General features: G+C 43.8%; 20 protein-coding genes. 10 read left to right on the plus strand and 10 right to left on the minus strand.

The features are described 5' to 3' along the window. Positions 1-6: 6 nt before the first annotated feature. Entirely contained in the window at positions 7-186 is a 180-nt protein-coding gene (locus BLW54_RS07470; protein WP_035505774.1) for a hypothetical protein, read from the minus strand. A gap of 160 nt (positions 187-346) precedes the next feature. On the opposite strand from BLW54_RS07470, the gene BLW54_RS07475 reads away from it, so the two are divergent. From BLW54_RS07475 to BLW54_RS07485, 3 genes are all read left to right on the plus strand, one after another. Next, on the plus strand, positions 347-571 hold the full coding sequence (locus BLW54_RS07475) for a hypothetical protein (protein WP_035505772.1): 225 nt from the start codon (positions 347-349) through the stop codon (positions 569-571). 219 nt (positions 572-790) lie between these two features. Then, the gene (gene dacB, locus BLW54_RS07480; RefSeq protein WP_074734103.1) at positions 791-2,278 is read left to right on the plus strand and encodes a D-alanyl-D-alanine carboxypeptidase/D-alanyl-D-alanine endopeptidase; all 1,488 of its coding nucleotides are present in this window, start codon (positions 791-793) and stop codon (positions 2,276-2,278) included. 124 nt (positions 2,279-2,402) lie between these two features. Further along, positions 2,403-3,614, plus strand: coding sequence for a cation:proton antiporter (locus BLW54_RS07485; RefSeq protein ID WP_035505770.1), 1,212 nt, complete (start codon positions 2,403-2,405; stop codon positions 3,612-3,614). A 129-nt stretch (positions 3,615-3,743) separates the two neighbouring features. On the opposite strand, the gene BLW54_RS07490 is transcribed toward BLW54_RS07485, so the two are convergent. Genes BLW54_RS07490 through BLW54_RS07500 form a run of 3 tightly spaced genes read right to left on the minus strand, consistent with a single transcriptional unit; the run spans position 3,744 to position 5,916 of the window. Further along, entirely contained in the window at positions 3,744-4,472 is a 729-nt protein-coding gene (locus BLW54_RS07490; protein WP_074733772.1) for an NAD-dependent protein deacylase, read from the minus strand. Between the two features lie 13 nt (positions 4,473-4,485). After that, complete coding sequence (gene nfsA, locus BLW54_RS07495; protein ID WP_035505766.1) at positions 4,486-5,226, minus strand: oxygen-insensitive NADPH nitroreductase; 741 nt, start codon at positions 5,224-5,226, stop codon at positions 4,486-4,488. A 12-nt stretch (positions 5,227-5,238) separates the two neighbouring features. After that, positions 5,239-5,916 carry a hypothetical protein gene (locus tag BLW54_RS07500; RefSeq protein WP_074733775.1) on the minus strand — a complete coding sequence of 226 codons (678 nt, stop codon included), beginning with the start codon at positions 5,914-5,916 and terminating at the stop codon, positions 5,239-5,241. Between the two features lie 162 nt (positions 5,917-6,078). Between BLW54_RS07500 and BLW54_RS07505 the strand changes: the two genes are divergently transcribed. Further along, complete coding sequence (locus BLW54_RS07505; protein WP_035505762.1) at positions 6,079-6,429, plus strand: hypothetical protein; 351 nt, start codon at positions 6,079-6,081, stop codon at positions 6,427-6,429. Between the two features lie 8 nt (positions 6,430-6,437). Here BLW54_RS07505 and BLW54_RS07510 read toward each other — a convergent pair whose 3' ends face one another. Then, entirely contained in the window at positions 6,438-6,689 is a 252-nt protein-coding gene (locus BLW54_RS07510; protein ID WP_035505760.1) for a hypothetical protein, read from the minus strand. A 414-nt stretch (positions 6,690-7,103) separates the two neighbouring features. Here BLW54_RS07510 and rsgA point away from each other — a divergent pair, with 414 nt between their 5' ends. Further along, positions 7,104-8,129, plus strand: coding sequence for a ribosome small subunit-dependent GTPase A (gene rsgA, locus BLW54_RS07515; protein ID WP_074733777.1), 1,026 nt, complete (start codon positions 7,104-7,106; stop codon positions 8,127-8,129). 182 nt (positions 8,130-8,311) lie between these two features. Here rsgA and BLW54_RS07520 read toward each other — a convergent pair whose 3' ends face one another. Then, positions 8,312-9,622 (minus strand): glutamine synthetase family protein, encoded by a 1,311-nt coding sequence (locus BLW54_RS07520; RefSeq protein WP_035505755.1) that lies wholly within the window; start codon positions 9,620-9,622, stop codon positions 8,312-8,314. Between the two features lie 220 nt (positions 9,623-9,842). Here BLW54_RS07520 and BLW54_RS07525 point away from each other — a divergent pair, with 220 nt between their 5' ends. Next, a complete protein-coding gene (locus tag BLW54_RS07525; RefSeq protein ID WP_074733779.1) occupies positions 9,843-10,235 on the plus strand; it encodes a hypothetical protein in 393 nt (130 codons plus the stop codon). Between the two features lie 118 nt (positions 10,236-10,353). Next, complete coding sequence (locus BLW54_RS07530; protein WP_074734105.1) at positions 10,354-11,280, plus strand: manganese-dependent inorganic pyrophosphatase; 927 nt, start codon at positions 10,354-10,356, stop codon at positions 11,278-11,280. A gap of 121 nt (positions 11,281-11,401) precedes the next feature. Here the strand turns inward: BLW54_RS07530 and BLW54_RS07535 are convergent, their stop codons facing one another. Then, positions 11,402-11,956 (minus strand): hypothetical protein, encoded by a 555-nt coding sequence (locus BLW54_RS07535; protein WP_035505751.1) that lies wholly within the window; start codon positions 11,954-11,956, stop codon positions 11,402-11,404. 421 nt (positions 11,957-12,377) lie between these two features. On the opposite strand from BLW54_RS07535, the gene BLW54_RS20665 reads away from it, so the two are divergent. Continuing rightward, positions 12,378-12,551: a hypothetical protein gene (locus BLW54_RS20665; RefSeq protein WP_167358792.1), complete on the plus strand. Its 174-nt coding sequence runs from the start codon at positions 12,378-12,380 to the stop codon at positions 12,549-12,551. 40 nt (positions 12,552-12,591) lie between these two features. Here BLW54_RS20665 and BLW54_RS07540 read toward each other — a convergent pair whose 3' ends face one another. Further along, the gene (locus tag BLW54_RS07540; protein ID WP_074734107.1) at positions 12,592-13,173 is read right to left on the minus strand and encodes a GNAT family N-acetyltransferase; all 582 of its coding nucleotides are present in this window, start codon (positions 13,171-13,173) and stop codon (positions 12,592-12,594) included. 120 nt (positions 13,174-13,293) lie between these two features. Between BLW54_RS07540 and corA the strand changes: the two genes are divergently transcribed. Next, on the plus strand, positions 13,294-14,241 hold the full coding sequence (gene corA / locus BLW54_RS07545) for a magnesium/cobalt transporter CorA (RefSeq protein WP_074733781.1): 948 nt from the start codon (positions 13,294-13,296) through the stop codon (positions 14,239-14,241). Positions 14,242-14,575: 334 nt separating this feature from the next. Here corA and BLW54_RS07550 read toward each other — a convergent pair whose 3' ends face one another. Continuing rightward, on the minus strand, positions 14,576-14,965 hold the full coding sequence (locus BLW54_RS07550) for an SET domain-containing protein (RefSeq protein WP_035507540.1): 390 nt from the start codon (positions 14,963-14,965) through the stop codon (positions 14,576-14,578). Positions 14,966-15,135: 170 nt separating this feature from the next. Between BLW54_RS07550 and BLW54_RS07555 the strand changes: the two genes are divergently transcribed. Further along, a complete protein-coding gene (locus BLW54_RS07555; protein WP_074733784.1) occupies positions 15,136-16,659 on the plus strand; it encodes a BCCT family transporter in 1,524 nt (507 codons plus the stop codon). A gap of 52 nt (positions 16,660-16,711) precedes the next feature. Here the strand turns inward: BLW54_RS07555 and BLW54_RS07560 are convergent, their stop codons facing one another. Continuing rightward, positions 16,712-17,275 (minus strand): FAD-dependent oxidoreductase, encoded by a 564-nt coding sequence (locus tag BLW54_RS07560; protein ID WP_074733786.1) that lies wholly within the window; start codon positions 17,273-17,275, stop codon positions 16,712-16,714. Positions 17,276-17,327 lie beyond the last annotated feature (52 nt).

Here is a 17,327-nt window from a genome sequence, read left to right on the forward strand (position 1 = left end):
GTCCGTTTAAGAATCGTTAGGTATCAGTTTATGATCGTTGGTTCCACACTCTGGGCACTGTGTCCAGACCACATAAGCCATTTTATCTTCAAATTCTTTAGGAACGACTTTGATGACTTTCTTTTCATGATGGTAGCAGCTTGTACATCGCTCTTGGATGACCTGCCCTACTTGATATTTTGGCATAATTTCACTCCTGAAAACTATTTTCGAATGAGTAGCGAAGCCTCAAGAGCTTCTAAGAATAACGCAGGAAAGAAGAGAAGTCAAAAAAAGTACGGTTCATCGCCCTGGAATAGGATAGGGAATCCGCGGCTATCCTAGTAAAAAGGAGTGTGGACATGCCATGACAGAAGGACAAATGGAAGAAGTGTTTGCGGATTATGGGTATCAACGTTTATATAATCGCTTTAAAACACCACTCTATGTGACAGGGATCTTGGATGATGTGGAAGCAGACTTGCTGGAGGATTTCTTTGAAAATATCGAACTGCCGCCGTCTGCCTTTTTCGATGAATTTCGCTTTTGGTTTCAATACTTTTCAGTTTCGCAAAAACACCCTTTTCAATAAAGGCCGTTATTGAACAGAAGCATGAAGAAAGCCGGCGGATGCTCTCTTCATGCTTTTTATTATGGATAGGCCTCCCTAAAGAAAACTGGAACAAAAGAACCCCTACCAACCGTCTGTTTTTCTGTTCATTCCACACTGAATGTTAAAATTTTCTGTATTTTCTGCTAGTGTTAAAGGTACCAAAATATTCTAGGAGGACGATCCATACATATGTTTTCTATGAAGAGTAAGCATTTTGTTGTTCCGTTCCTTGCTGCATTGATGATGTTCACCCCTTATCAGTCCGTAGAAACCGAAGTGGATGCCTCGAAGGAGGATACCTCATTGAACCATGAACTCGATCAGATTCTGCAAAATGAAAAATTAAACGGTGCTCTCTCAGGTATCAGCATCCGGCTGGCTGAAACAGGAGAAGTTCTCTACGAAAAAAATGCAGATGTCCGGTTGAAACCAGCGTCGAATATGAAGCTATTTTCGGGAGCTGCCGCCATGGAAACGCTCGGACCTGACTACACTTTTCAAACAGAGGTGTGGGCGGATGGAGATATAAAGGGAAATAAATTGCATGGGGATCTTTATCTAAAGGGGAAAGGCGACCCTACCTTAATGGTAGAAGATCTTGATGCCATGGCGCAGTCTTTAAAGGAGGCTGGTGTGAGGGAAGTAAAAGGTGACTTAATTGCAGATGATACATGGTATGATGATGTTCGTTTATCTGAGGATATTTCATGGAATGATGAAACCCGGTATTATGGTTCACAAATCTCTGCTCTCACGGTGTCTCCCAATGAAGATTATGATGCTGGAACGGTGATTGTCGCCGCCTATCCATCTGAAAAAGAGGGTGAGCCAGCTCAAATCGAACTCACACCTGAAACAGACTATGTACAAGTGGTCAATCAGACTGAAACGGTTCCTGCTGATGGAGAGAAAGATGTCACCATTGAACGAAAGCACGGGACCAATCAAATCATTGTGGAAGGTACCATTCCAACAGAAGGTAGTCGGTCACGTTCATGGATAGCGGTTTCTGAACCGACCGGCCTTGCCTTAGAGCTTTTTAAGCAGTCGTTGACCAAGCAGGGCATCAAAGTGAAGGGGGATATGGAAATCCACGGGAATACACCGGCAGATTCCGAATTAATGGTCTCTAAAGAGTCCATGGCCCTTGAGGATATCTATATCCCTTTTATGAAGCTTAGCAATAATGGTCACGCAGAAGTTTTAGTGAAAGAGATGGGGAAACGGGTTCATGAGGAGGGAAGCTGGGAAAAAGGGCTGGAAGTGGTCGAAGATTACATGTCGGACATTGGGGTTGAATCTGACACTCTCAGGCTGCGAGATGGGTCAGGGATGTCGCATGTGAATATGATCCCGGCTCATGAAATATCCGAACTCCTTTATCAAGTGCAGGATAAAGACTGGTTTCCCGCTTATTTGAAGTCCCTGCCGGTCGCGGGAAACAGTGAACGATTTGTCGGCGGTACGATTCGCTCACGCATGCAGGATACGGCTGCCCAAAATAATGTCAAAGCAAAGACAGGTTCTTTGACCGGCGTCTCCTCCCTTTCTGGGTATGTGACGACAGCCGATGGAGAAACTTTGATTTTTGCGCTTGTCTTTAATAACTATTTGGATGATGTAGAGGATATTGAAGACGAAATCGCGGTTACTCTCGCAGAACATCATTTAGCCCCATCTGAATAAATCGAAAAAAACGGACTTGTCTATGAATGACAAGTTCGTTTTATTGTTTGCTTTTAGTTTCATGGGTAGATTGTAGTCATTAAGGGAAAGACTAATGATGTCATTTTACAATGGAGGGTTTTCAATGCATGGATTTCATGATGTCTTTATTTTAATCTTACTACTATTGGCTGTATCGGTTACCGTCATTGCCATTGCAAAGTTATTGAAGCAACCGGACTCTATTGCTCTTGTTCTTGTAGGGCTTGTACTCGGAATGACCCAGCTTCCAGTCCTTGAAGATGCTGAACGCTACATCACCCAATCGGAGATCTTTCAGGCGACGATTATTTCCCTTTTTTTACCGATTCTGCTTGGAGACGCCACCTTGAAGCTCCCGTTCCACCACCTTTTTTCACAAAAGAAAACCGTACTGGGACTGGCGTTTTTAGGGACGTTTATTTCCTCGTTAAGTATTGGGGCGGCGACCTATTTTCTACTGGATTTGCCTTTGGCTGTTGCTTTTACGTTTGCTGCGCTGATGAGTGCGACAGACCCGATCAGTGTGCTGTCCATTTTTAAATCACTGGGCGTGAAACAGAAAATGTCTACCATTATGGAGGGAGAGTCCTTATTCAATGATGGGATTGCGGTGGTGCTCTTTAAAATCGCAAGTATTTATCTGCTTACGTATATTGAAATGGGATGGATCGGTTTAGGAAATGGTGTGTTCTTGTTTTTAAAATTTGCCGTAGGCGGAGCGTTGATCGGATTGCTTCTTGGTTATCTTTTCTCTCAAGTGATCCGTGTGTTTGATGATTATCCGCTTGAGGTCGCTTTCAGTGCACTTTTGTTCTTCGGAAGCTACTTTATTGCTGAACACTTCCATACATCAGGGGTAATTGCTGTTGTCGTCGGTGGTTTTGTATTTGGGGATTACGGTGCGAAAATCGGCATGTCCAAAGAAACGAAAACGAATCTTAACACGTTCTGGGACTCTGTGACATTGATTGCCAATGCGTTGATCTTTCTGATGGTCGGGATGGAAATTCGTAATATTGATTTTGCGGGGAACTGGGGATATATCGCAGGAGCCATCATAATCGTGATTGTCGGCCGAACGATCGCTGTTTATCTCGGTACCGGTTGGGTGAAAGAGATTTCGTCTAAAGAGAGGCTTCTGATTAACTGGGGCGGATTGAGAGGAAGTCTATCTATTGCCCTTGCCCTCAGCCTCCCGATGGATTTTGATGGTCGAGATCAAGTCTTACTTCTTACATTCTCTGTCGTCCTGTTTTCTCTGATTATCCAGGGGTTGACACTTAAACCACTGATCAAAAAACTCAAACTCGCCTAATGGATACCATAATCTGGTGGACCAGGCACTCCATATTTTGGAAACTAATAACAAACCAAAAGCTCCGTTTTGGACGGAGCTTTTGGTTTTTGTTTTGACGGAGCAAGGTACGCCTCATGTGTTTTTTGCTCAAAGACCGCGGCTTTTTAGTTGCTCGACAGCTATTGTCAGGTCTTCATGCACCACATAATCAAACAAATGGTCTTTCTCTGTAGGTTCATTATTAATGATGACAGAAGTGGTACCGTTTTGTTCAAAAGCTAGATATGGAAGCAGATTGAAGGGAGTAACAAAAAGGGACGTCCCCATCACCAAAAGGAGATCTGCTTTCTCTATGATAGCTTCTGCCTCTTCATGGGCTGTAATCAAGTCACCAAAGAGAAGGACATCCGGTTTAAGAATCTCCCCACAATGGTCACATTCGGGCACGTTGACTTTCATCACTTCATCAAGGGAATAGGAACGCCCACAGTTCAGGCAGCTGGACTTGTTCAATGTTCCATGGTATTCAAGGACTCGTGAACTGCCGGCCAAGGAATGAAGCCCGTCCACATTTTGAGTAACGACCGATACTTCTCTTTCGTCTGTTTCCAAGTCTTTGATAAATTGGTGGACAAGATTCGGTTGGTAATCTTTTAACAGCTTCATTCTGAAAATCGCTTTATACTTTTTCCAAAAATCCTCCGGATCGTGGAAGAAGTAGTCGGATGACATGTAATATTCCCGTGCATGATCTTCGGTCCAAAGCCCTTCAGTGGAACGAAAATCCGGGATGCCGCTCGCGGTCGATACCCCGGCTCCCGTCAGAACGGCGATATTGTCGGCACATTTCATGTTCAGCGTAATCGTTTCATACATAGGATAAAGCTCCTTACTGCTTGTTGAAGCCTTTCTTTTTCACAATGCCTGTGACGTCCATCCGCATGGGGTTTGTGAAACGGCGAAGCATCTGATCGGTCCAGGAATCGTTACGTGTGTTCGTCTTTCGGGATTGATAATATTCGGCGATCGTTTGATCAAACGCTTCGAGTTCTGCTTCATGGTCATGTTTGTATTCATTTTCAAAATAGACGGCTGCTTTTGGCAGGCGTGGTTTCTGATCAGGGGTATGGGCAGGAACACCAATGACCATGCCGAATAGCGGGATGACATGTTTTGGAAGATGAAGGATTTCATCGACCTTGTCGAGTTGGTTGCGAATACTGCCAATATAACAAATTCCAAGACCCATCGATTCAGCAGCAACCGCGGCATTTTGTGCAGCGAGAGCAGCATCGATCGCAGAAACAAGAAAATGTTCACTGTTTTCAAGATTTGAAAGCATTTGCTCGTACTGTTCAGGGGACGCATTCAGCGTGTGACGATAAAGGTCGGCACAGAAAACGAGTAAATGTCCATTTTTTTTCACATATCCTTGCCCGGTAATTTCAGCAAGTTCTGTTTTTTTGTGTTCATCTGTCACGCCAATGATGGTGTAGGCCATCATATAACTGGACGTGGATGCTTGCTGGGCTGCGGCAAGAATGGTATCCAGCTGTTCCTCTGTCACTGGAACTTCTTTGAATTGTCGAATGGAGCGGTGATTTAATATCGTTTCGATTGTTTGGTTCATACGACTGTCCTCCTACTGATAAATCCATAATGAATGTACCGGTTCCTCGACGGAAGGATCGGCCATTGGATCATCACTGGTGATTTGCAATTTTTCTTCATCCATAAAGGTAACAGAATGGATCGCGTATTGGTATTGATTCGGCTTTGGGATCAGGTGGTCTCCATTCGGTTCCAATCCCACCGGCTCAAGGGTATCAAGATCCATAACAATCAGTTGATGTCTATGTTCTCCATCATGGTCCCGTTGATAAATAAAAGCGACGAAATGTTGGTCAGGTGAAACGTGAGTGGATACAAGACGGCTCAAATCGCTCATTAAGTATGAGTCTTTTTTATTAAAATCAATCATTAAATGGGAGCAGCGTTCTTCATGGCAGGCAAATTCAACCCTATACTGATCTTTCTTTATTTTTGAAAAAGGTAGGCGCCGCAGTTGTTCTTCGGGCTGATCAAAGTTATGTACATACTGGGAAAGAATAGGGTAGTCCTTATAGACAAAAGAATAGGTGGTATTTTCAAGTGTCAGCTGCATTTTTTTCTCTTTGTCTTTCGACGACTCTTGTTCTTCAAAGGTAATTTCACTTTCTTCAACTGGAGTCATATCTACCGGTTCTTCCGTATCGGCATTCGCACGGCAGCCGATGAATAACAGCACCATCATCGCCATCAATCCATTGATTTTTAACATCGCCAGAATCCCTCACTTAAAAAAGCTCTTTCCTACAGGATACCACAAGAGGGGAACCTTCATGAGTACGAAACTTTTGCAAAATATCTTGGGATTAGGGAAGGATTCACCAACAATCGTCAAGAACTATTAATAAATAATAAAAAGAGTGAGGTGGGGGTAATGGGAGAACTATTTAATTTCAAAGTATTTCAACAGAAGAAAGAGAGGGAGACCAATATCCAGGACCCGAGAATGGTTGTGGCGATTTACCGAAGTGTCGTTCATTTTGTTCATATGTATCTTGATGAAATCTATGAAGATCCGATGGACCATTTGACCACACACAGTGACCTCAAATCTTTGTACAAGAATGATCGTGGGAAATTTCTCGAAACGTTCGCAGCCCTTATTCAATATTGGGAGCTCCCTCCGAACAGTGACAAAGAACTTCCCTATAATAAAGAGTTTGACTGTTTCCCGACCATAGGGGACCTCTGTATGTATATAGAAAAAAGGGTGAAAGATCTATAAGCCCATGATTACTCATGGCTCATAGCTTTCACCCTTTTCATGTTGACGATGCCAACGTAAAATTGTGTCAATCCAATCCCGAAAATAAGGGGTCCTACACTGGATGCAAGCAATGTACTGATAAATGTCTGAACCATTCCGATTGCCATCATGAGGCCGAACTTTTCAGCTTTAAAGCTGAAGTAGGATCCAATAAGTGTAGCAACCGTTATCAGTACCAGGCTTGGCATCAGCCATGGATATAACTCGATCAGTTCCATTGTTTCACCTCCTATATATTTATATTCTGAAAATTCTTATTATTAAATGATTTTACCATGGTAAGAAACAGGCTTTCAACCGTGAAAACCGTCTAGTTTTGGCGGTTTTTCCTTAAGGTGTGAGAATTGAATACCCTGGTTCTGCATTTCTCAAACCTAAAAATATCTCCAACCTAACGAATGCCTTTCATGATACAAAAAGAGAGGCGTTGCCCTTCTTTTTGTATCATACCGGAGACCAGCCCTTTCAAAGAAAAAATACAGCTTCTGGAAGAATTTTCTGATATAATAAGATTAACTAAAAAAGTAAGGAGTGATGTGTTATGACAGACATTCAACGTTCAATTAAACAAAATATAGTCAACTACGGAGGACATCACTCGTAACGTCCTCCTAAAAATCAGGAGGAATGAAATGAAACGGACGAATGACGAACTATTTTTTAAAGCACAGGTCGATCATAGCGAAAAGGTGGGCAGGGTAACCCGGTTGACACACGGATTATATACAGTGGCTGATGAGACAGGTGAGCGAACAGGAGAAGTATCCGGGCGGTTCCACCATAATGTCCAGGTGGCCAGTGACTATCCGGCAGTTGGAGACTGGGTCACTTTTGAGCCGTATGATCAAGGAGAACGGGCAAAAATTCACAGGGTGCTTAACCGCAAAACCGTTTTATCCCGAAAACAGGCAGGCGGCAAGCATGAGGAACAAGTGATCGCTGCCAACGTGGATACGGTTTTTGTTGTAACGTCATTAACCGAGGAATTCAATGGAAGACGGTTGGAACGTTACGTGCAGCAGATTTACGAAAGCGGTGCCCGTCCTGTTGTCTTATGTACAAAAAAAGACTTATGTGCAACGGTCCAGGCATATATGGTCCAGGTGGAACGTGCAGCTCCAGGAGTCTCTGTCTATGCCGTTAACAGTTTGACAGGGGAGGGGATGGCAGAACTACAGGCTGAACTGCGTCCAGGCGAGACGATATCTCTCGTCGGCTCCTCAGGTGTAGGGAAATCCACCCTGATCAACCATTGGCTAGGAATAGAAAAGCAAGCGACTCAAACAGTGAGGGAAGAGGACCAACGCGGTCGTCACACCACCACCCACCGTGAACTGTTCGAGCTTCCAAACGGCACCTCTATCATTGACACCCCGGGGATGCGTGAGTTGCAGTTATGGGGCGGTGCTGAAGAAGGGGTCGACCAAACTTTTGCAGATATTGACCTTTTACGGGCGGATTGTAAATTCAGAGATTGTAAGCATGAGCAGGAACCTGGGTGTGCGGTGCAGAAAGCGATCGAAGATGGGAAACTCGATGAGGATCGGTTAAAAAATTACAATAAGTTAAAACGGGAGTTGAAGCGGCTGGAACTGAAAGCGCGCTACGGTACCCACCGGACAAACCGGATGCTTTATGGGCCCAATGGGATGAAATAATAGGTAAAGCTTGTAGAGAATCCTATTTCTCTGCAAGCTTTTTTTGTAATGAATGGATTCGTTTCCTGAACCAAGCTTAAAGGGATTCCGATCTCTGGATTACTTCCAAGAGTCCCCAGTTCACACTCAGTCCAAATGAAAAGACAGCCCTCCTATATTGGAGGACTGTCTTTTCGGTTGTATTACTTATTCATGTATTTATCGATTTCCCACTTGCTGACTTGCAACGAGTATGCTGTCCATTCTTCCTCTTTATCTTCAATAAACACTTTAGATGTGTGATCACCCAGTGCGTGCAGGAGAAGTTCGTCTTGCTTAAGAGCGGAGAGAGCTTCTTTTAAGTTTGTTGGAAGTGTTGGTACACTATCGTCTTCCACTTCATAAAGGTTACGGCTCTCCGCTTCTCCAGCGTCCATTTCATTCCGGATTCCATCAAGACCGGCCTGAATGAGGACAGCAAGAGTTAAATATGGGTTCGCTGTCGGGTCTGGGTTACGGACTTCAAAGCGTGTTCCCTGTCCGCGAGTGGTTGGTACACGCACCATGCAGCTGCGGTTGGAGTGAGACCAAGCGATACTTACAGGTGCTTCATAACCAGGAACGAGACGCTTATAAGAGTTTACGTTCGGGTTTGTAATTGCTGCCATACCACGGGCGTGGTGCAGGATACCAGCGATGAACTGTTTCATTGTTTTAGAAACGCCATCATGGGCATCTTCATCATAAAAGGCGCTGCTTCCATTTTGGAATAAGGAAAGGTGGCAGTGCATTCCGGAACCATTCTCACCTGAGATTGGTTTTGGCATGAAGGTTGCATGGTAATCATGATTGGTTGCAATATCTTTGACCACGTTTTTGAATGTTTGGATGTTATCAGCTGTCTTGACCATGCTGTCAAAACGGAAGTTAATTTCATGCTGTCCCATCGCTACTTCGTGGTGGGAAGCTTCCATTTCGAAACCGAAATTCTTAAGTGTGCGGACAATGTCACGGCGTACTTTATCGCCTTTATCTTTTGGTGATGCATCAAAGTATCCGCCACGGTCGTTCATTTGACGAATAGGGTAGCCGTCTTTATCTAGTTTAAATAGGAAGAACTCTGGCTCTGGACCTACATTTACGGTGTAGCCCATCTCTTCAGCTTCCTGCATTGCTCGTTTAAGAATGTAACGAGGGTCTCCTTCGAATGGCGTACCATCCGGTTTGTAGATATCACAAATGAAGCGCGCACTGCGATCTTCATCAACCAAAGAAGGAAGTAGTAGGAAAGTATCTAAATCCGGGACGAGGTACATGTCACTCTCCTGGATATCAGAGAAACCGGAAATGGAAGAACTGTCAAACATCGCTTCATTGTTTAATACCATTTCAAGTTCTTCAACTGGTAGTTCAACATTTTTTGTATCCCCATACATGTCTGTGAATTCAAGTACTAGGAATTCAACATTGTTTTCTCGTACTTCCTGTTTAATCTGTTCTTTTGTGTAAGTCATACATTACCCTCTCTTTTACTAATATATTATGAGATTTGCATCCAAATACTTGCTGGATAACGGCCTCACTTTTCTATGTAAGGAATTCTAACATAAAGTGTAGACAAATCTCAATTGCCTTTTTACTAAATTCCCTGAATTTTTATGGTTAAACCTCTTCCTAAGCAAAAAAATAACCCCCCTGACATATGGTGAAATATGGGCAGAATGGGGGGAGATTATGAATGGGAAAATCCTTGTAATCATGCAGTCTGCGACGGTTTTTGGATACTTGATTTTCATCTCGTGGATCGACATGAAACTTCAGCAGCAGGCTGCTTTTACAAAAAATTTTTATTTTTATATTATTTTCGGACAACTCGCCTATATTCCCGTCGGTTTTTTGATTGGTTTACAAAAATTTTTACGGCTTTGGAAAAAGGAAGGGAGGTTTAAATGGAAGAAAAGATATGGGGTGGGGTTTGTTGTTCCTTGCGCGTATTTCCTTGTCGTGCCCTATCTCCTACCCGTAGATTCACTATTTCCTTATTCTATGATGACACATCCGACCATTAGTGCGGTTGTACAGGTGGTTTTTGGCTATTATTTCATGATGAGTCTGGATAAGGACTAACCCTTCTTTTCTATTTCACAGAGAATAATAGGAGAAGATGGACGCAGAACCTAATCTATTTTATAATCGAAACGGACAAGCATTCCTACATACCCTTGAAAAAGAAAGGAAGATGATTGTGAGTAAAACATTGATTTTCGGTCATAAAAACCCGGATACGGATACGATTACATCTGCCCTTGTGTACGCGGACTTGAAGAAGGCGCTAGGCGAGGACGTGGAGCCGGTACGCCTGGGAGAGGTGAATGGAGAAACACAATTCGCGCTTGATCAGTTCAACGTGGATGCCCCTCGTTTAGTTGAACGCGTGTCGGATGAAGTGGAACAAGTGATTCTTGTGGACCATAACGAACGTCAGCAAAGTGCGGATGACATCGAAGACGTACAGGTGTTAGAAGTTATTGATCACCACCGTATCGCGAACTTTGAAACAAAAGGGCCTCTTTACTACCGTGCAGAGCCTGTAGGCTGTACAGCAACAATCTTAAACAAATTATATAAAGAAAAAGGTCAGGAAGTTTCGAAGCCAATGGCTGGGCTGATGCTTTCTGCGATCATTTCTGATTCTCTGTTGTTCAAGTCTCCGACATGTACGGATGAAGATCGTAAAGCGGCAGAAGAACTAGCAGCTATAGCTGGAGTAAACGTGGAAGAGTATGGATTGAACATGTTGAAAGCTGGTGCGGATATCAGTGATAAATCAGCAGAAGAGTTGATCTCCCTGGATGCGAAAGAATTCGATATGGGGGATAAAAGAGTAGAAATCGCTCAGGTGAATACGGTAGACACAGATGATGTTCTGTCCCGTAGGAGCGAACTTGAATCAACGATTGAGAAGACGGTTTCCGATAAGGGTCTTGATCTTTTCGTCCTTGTGGTGACAGATATACTCGAAAGTGATTCCACAGTTGTTGCCGTTGGAAATGAAACTGAAGCGGTTGCCAAAGCATTTGACGTGGAGCTTGATGGAAATCAGGCTGTTCTTGAAGGCGTCGTTTCCCGTAAGAAACAAATTGTACCTCCGTTGAATACGTATTTCGGCTAAAATAAAAAAAGGACGCCTCACCCTTGGGTGCTGGGCGTCCTTTTTTTATTGTTAAACACCTGCCTGCTTTGGGGGTGGCAAGGCGCTTTCCCTCTTCTTATTCGTAAGCTTGTTTTTAAATTTATGATAAAAACTGCTCATTAAACGTCCGGATAGTCTCTGTCAATGCGTTCATTTTTTCTTTATCCGTAACTGTAAAAGATTCTTTGTCCACGATATATTGCACATCGGCCTGGAGTTGAGTCAACTGTGAGGCGATCGCCTCCGCCTGATCGGATTGTTCCTTTTCGAATGAATGGGCGGTCATAATGGAGCGCAGTGTAAATAACTCGTTGAAATAATCCTGAAACCATGGTTTCTCTAATTGATTTGACCTCTCTGCGGCGTTTAGCAGTCTTTGGTTTCCAGTTAATTGCTGCAAACTGCGGGCAAGTAATGTTTCTGCGTACTTATGCTCTTTCGCTGAAGCGTCTTCCTTATGGAAAGAGTCAAACGAAATTCGCACATCTTCCAGTCGGTACGGCAATTCTTTGACAACGGAAGAAGCAGCGTCCACTGTATAGGTGTCAATGGTGTCTCCACTATTTCCTTCGATCCACAAGGAGGCGAAAATGATCGTCGTGATTAGAAAAGTGCCGGTAAAAATTTTGTATAGGTTCATGCTCCTCTTCGTCAATGCTTTCCCTCCTGTCGATCCTGCCTGACCTAACGTCTTCCATGGTACCATGAAAAAAGGAATGTGCCTTCCATACGGAGGTGAATATTTTGTGTACACTTATAGATTGATTTGGAAATGTTTGGGGATTGGTGTTTATTTTTTCTAAAGCGGCCAGGGATGCTTGGTCCATTCTTGGGTTTATTAGAGGTGGATGACTGAACGTCCAATGCTGGAAAGGGGAGGATGGAATGGACCGTTTGATTTTATCAGGTGGAGGGGATGCGCAGCTGAACCAAAAAGCGCATGACTTTTTGGCGAAAAGATGAAAAAAAGGGGAAACCCCTTTTGTACATCCCGCTGGGCGGTGACCCTGAGGTGAGTCTTTGGCTATAGCTTCCATTACATAAAAAAGGCGCTCGATCCTCATGGAATGACACGTGTGCAAATGTGGACGGAGTTACATAACAAACGATGGACGGATCTTTTTGATAATTCCGCTGTCTATATCAGCGGAGGATCGACACGTCGGCTTCTGCAAATGGTTAAACATCACGGATTTGCTCAAGACTCCTTGCTTTTTACAGAGGCATTAGAAGTTGAAATACATGCTTAAGGAAAAACAGCATGTCAGGTTTCACTCCCGGCATGTTGTTTCATTCCATTCGTTTCATCCATTCTTCCCGTAAGACCCCCATGCGGATCGAATCATAAAAATGCCCTTCAAAAAGCCGGCACTTGCGCAGACGTCCTTCGAGTTTCATGCCGAGCTTTTCCCCGACACGTATCATCCTTTGATTTTTGGACCATGTCGTTAAGCCGACGTGTGCAAGCGGAAGCGTTTGGAAAAGATGATCGATCCATAACTCAAGCGCCTCAAAGCCATACCCGCCGTTCCAGTAATCAGGATCATAGATGCCTATACCGACTTCAAGCCACAGGGATGACTTATGCTCCCAGTAATAAGTGACCGTACCAATGGTAGTTCCGTTGACATCAATAATCAGCCGTGAATCCGGTTCATGGGTTCCGAGTCGGTTCTTTCTTGCTGTTTCGTGACTTCGGTAACTTTCTAATGTATGAGGCTCGAGCGGGTAGTAAGGAGCATCCCATTTTTTCCATTCCGGTTCCTCTCCATTGTAAATCAGCTTGTATAAAACGGGAATATCCTCTTCTGTTATCGGTCGTAGTGTCACACGTGTTCCTTGTATGGGTGTTGAGGGATTCAACTGTTGCATTATCCGCCTGCCTCCACTCCGTTTTTCTTCCATCGTACCATAATTAAAAAAGGTCGTTTTAAAAATTCCTCCTGCGGTTATAAATGAAGAAGATGTACATAACCAGGGCAGGTGATTATTTTGATTGAAGTATTAGCCTACAGCAAGGAAAAAGGGTTTCAGGAATTATCCATTGAACAGCTCCGGGAAGTGGACTGGGATTGGTACTGGGTGGATTTTTCCGAGCCTACCGAGAATGAAGTGATTCATCTCGAAAAGACTTTCGATTTCCACCCTTTGGCCATTGAAGATTGTCTGCACGGACTACAGCGACCGAAACTGGATTATTATGATGACCACACATTTTTCGTCGTTCATTCCGTCCATCCAAAGACGCTTGAGCGTGAAGAGATCGATGTCTTTCTTGGCAAGTGTTCGATTGTTACTTTTCACAAAGAGAAAAATAGTCCGCTGGAACAGGCGAAACAAGTAGTTAAGCGCAGTAAACAGTTCGACCGTGTGGATGAATATTATATCTTTCACCAGATTCTTGATAAGGTGGTCGACCACTATTTTCCACTGATTTATACCATTGAAGATCATATTAATGAAATCGAAGACAATACGAAGGATTTGTCGATGGAAAAGCTGCTCGAAGCGTTGTTCGACCGCAGAAGTGAACTGTTGACTCTTAGGCAGACGATCCACCCGATGAGGGATCTATTATACCGGATATTGAATACCAGTCATTTGGAAGGTGTCTTTGAAAGAAGAGAATACTTTGCAGATATCCATGACCATTTGATAAAGGTAGCGGACATGGTCGCATCCAATAGGGAAATGACACAGGATATACGGGACAGCTATTTATCCCTCAACTCCCATGAGACGAACCGTACGATGCAAATTTTGACGGTTATTAGTGTCATCTTTATGCCGCTCACCTTTATTGTCGGGGTGTATGGCATGAACTTCGTCAACATGCCGGAACTGGAAGCGGAGTACGGCTACTTTGCTGTTCGGGGTGTGATGCTTGCGGTGGCCATTGGTATGTTCTTCAGGTTTAAAAACAAAGGTTGGTTTGATTGATTATGGATGCGGGCCGGAGGGGATACCGGCGAATCCCTTCCGTCTTTTTTCAGTCCATAGATGGATGAAGGATCACTCCTTCGACCGTTAAGAAAAAGAATGGGGCGGTCTATACTTGAGGTAACAAGAAACGAAGGAGATGATCGTATGATCAACATCTTTGAACTATCTCTGGATATCGAAGAACGCCGCCCTCGCTAAACGGAAGAGACTGGGATTCATTCCCGGTCTCTTTTATTTTACGATGGGACATCGCCTGGTGTTCGCCAATAGAAGGAATGCTAAAGACCAAATGCTTCCATCAAAAAACGCCCCTTCATTGAGGAGCGTTCTATTATTGATCTTCGTCTTCTTGATCGAACCAAAGAAGTTCTTGTTCATCAACAAAACCGTTGTAATTAATATAAACTTCTTCATCGGCTTTGATATCTTGATAAGCATAAAAGTCAAACGTATGATTGTCGAAATTAATGACATAATTCGCATTCGGCTGATAGGAATGGTTAAACATCATGCCATACCCCAGCAAAAAGGCCGTGTGGTTCTCACCATATTCGAAGGCATAATCAGCCAGACGGGTTTTTTCAATATGAATGTGTTCCTCATTGGGATAGGGGATTACAGGAGCCTGATGAATCAGCTCATTTTTAGCAATATCCCGTTTTGCGAATATCCCACGGTTCAATTCTTCGTTATCAAGCGTAGACGTGCGGACTTCTATCATTTTCTTCACCTGCGCTTTCTTTTCACTAAGACCCATCAATCGTCAGCTCTTCCAGTTTGACAGGTCTATGGATGAAAAGCAACTTTCTTATTTTTTCCTTTTCGAATAGGATTGCCACTCTTATAGATAATAAGTGTACATCTCCACTTTTGGAAGGAGCCGTACGTGATATGAAAAAATTTAACACCGTGTTTAAGGTTTCTGCTGGAATTATGCTTGTCCTTGTTATCATCGGGGTCGTGTGGCCAGACGGTTTAGAACAAATGACTACAAATGTGAAAGATTTTATCGCTCACACACTCGGCTGGTATTACTTAATTGTTGTCACACTGTTTGTCCTGGTTTGTCTGGCTTTCCTTTTCACACCGCTTGGCAGGATTAAACTGGGGAAAAAAGGGGAGACTCCAGAGTTTTCAAGACCGACCTGGATTGCGATGCTGTTCAGTGCGGGGATGGGAATAGGGATCGTCTTCTGGGGAACGGCTGAGCCGATTAATCACTATGCTCTCAGTTCACCAACAGGAGAGACGGGAACAGATCAAGCGATTAAAGATGCGATGCGTTTTACATTTTTCCATTGGGGAATTCACGCATGGGCGATTTATGGCATTGTCGCTTTAGTCCTTGCCTATTTCAACTTCCGTCATGACCATGCAGGACTCATCAGTGCTACTTTAAAACCATTGATTGGGGAAAAGGCGGCTGAAGGTATCATAGGTAAAGTCATCGACATCCTAGCCGTTATTGCTACCGTCATTGGTGTAGCCACAACACTAGGGTTTGGGGCGGTTCAAATTAATGGGGGACTTTCGTTTTTATTTGATATTCCGACAGGTATTCTTGTGCAGTTCATTATTATAGCGATCGTCACAGTCCTGTTCATGATTTCAGCTTGGACAGGCCTTGGAAAAGGTATCAAAATCCTTAGTAATGCAAATATGGGCCTCGCTGCTTTATTGTTTTTACTTCTCTTTATTGTGGGACCCACGATGTTTATTTTGAATCTATTCACGAGTTCCATCGGTGCCTATTTTCAATATCTGCCTACCATGAGTTTCCGCATTGCTCCGCTTAACCCAGACACACGTGAATGGATCAATGCATGGACAATTTTTTACTGGGCCTGGTGGATTGCTTGGTCACCATTTGTCGGCGTGTTCATAGCACGAGTTTCTCGTGGGCGTAGTATTCGTGAATTTGTGTTTACTGTGCTTGTGGTTCCATCAGTTATCGGATTCTTATGGTTTGCCACATTCGGAGGGACGGCCATCAATCTTGAGCATAACGCCATTGATACGATCTCTTCACTTGCTACAGAAGAATCCTTGTTTGGGGTATTCTCAAATGTCCCGCTTGGCTGGATTGCTTCCATTGTGGCAATGACGCTGATTGCCACATTCTTTATTACATCCGCAGACTCGGGTACATTTGTACTTGGCATGATGACAACTGGGGGTTCGGAAACCCCGGGGACCTTTATCAAATTAACGTGGGGCGGATTGTTGTCAGCTACTGCTTTAGCACTCCTTTACACAGGAGGTCTGCAGGCACTGCAAAATACAATGATTATTGCTGCCCTGCCATTTTCGATCATTATGCTTATGATGGTGATCAGTTTTGTGAAAGCTATCTATAAAGAAGGAAGAGAACTGGGGATCGGGCGCTTTCACAAACCCAAGGATAAAAAATCATAATAACTAACCCCCGTCCATAGGAACGACGGGGGTTGTTTTTGTTCCTGTTTATTTATTTTCCTAAAATATCATGATCAACATAGCGTTTCCCGTCCAGTTCACTGATCACGTTAATCGCTACGCGTGCACCGTCCCCTGATGTTACGATCGTGTGAACACTCACACCAGCTACCGTGCCTGCTGCCCACATTTTCGGTGAGGAAGTGCGGCCATGTTCATCCGTCTTAATGATTTTAGCCACTCGTGGTTCTGTTCCTTCCACGACATCTAGACCGAATGCTTCGGCAGCTTTGACAGACATGCCTGTCGCAAAAATGACATGAGACGCTTCATAACGGCCTTCTGATGTTTCCACAATATAAAGTTCGCCACTTTCTTTAATGGAGACGACATCACCTTTAACGATTTCTGCTCCAAATTTCTCCGCTTGCTTCTGGCCCTGTTCCAGGAGTTTTGGCCCTTCAATCGCATCAACTCCATAATGGTTTTCCACCCAAGCCTTGGCGGTAATGCTTTTGCCATTATCAAAAAGGATGGTCTTCTTACCGGCTTTCGCTGTGAAGAGTCCGGCACTCGCACCGGCGGGACCGGCTCCGATAATTGCCACATCGTACATTCAATCACTCCTTTTGAAAGTCTCTTATTTATTATATCGGAATTTTCTGTTC

It is taken from the genome of Halobacillus karajensis (assembly GCF_900108515.1).
Taxonomy (GTDB): Bacteria; Bacillota; Bacilli; order Bacillales; family Halobacillaceae; genus Halobacillus; species Halobacillus karajensis.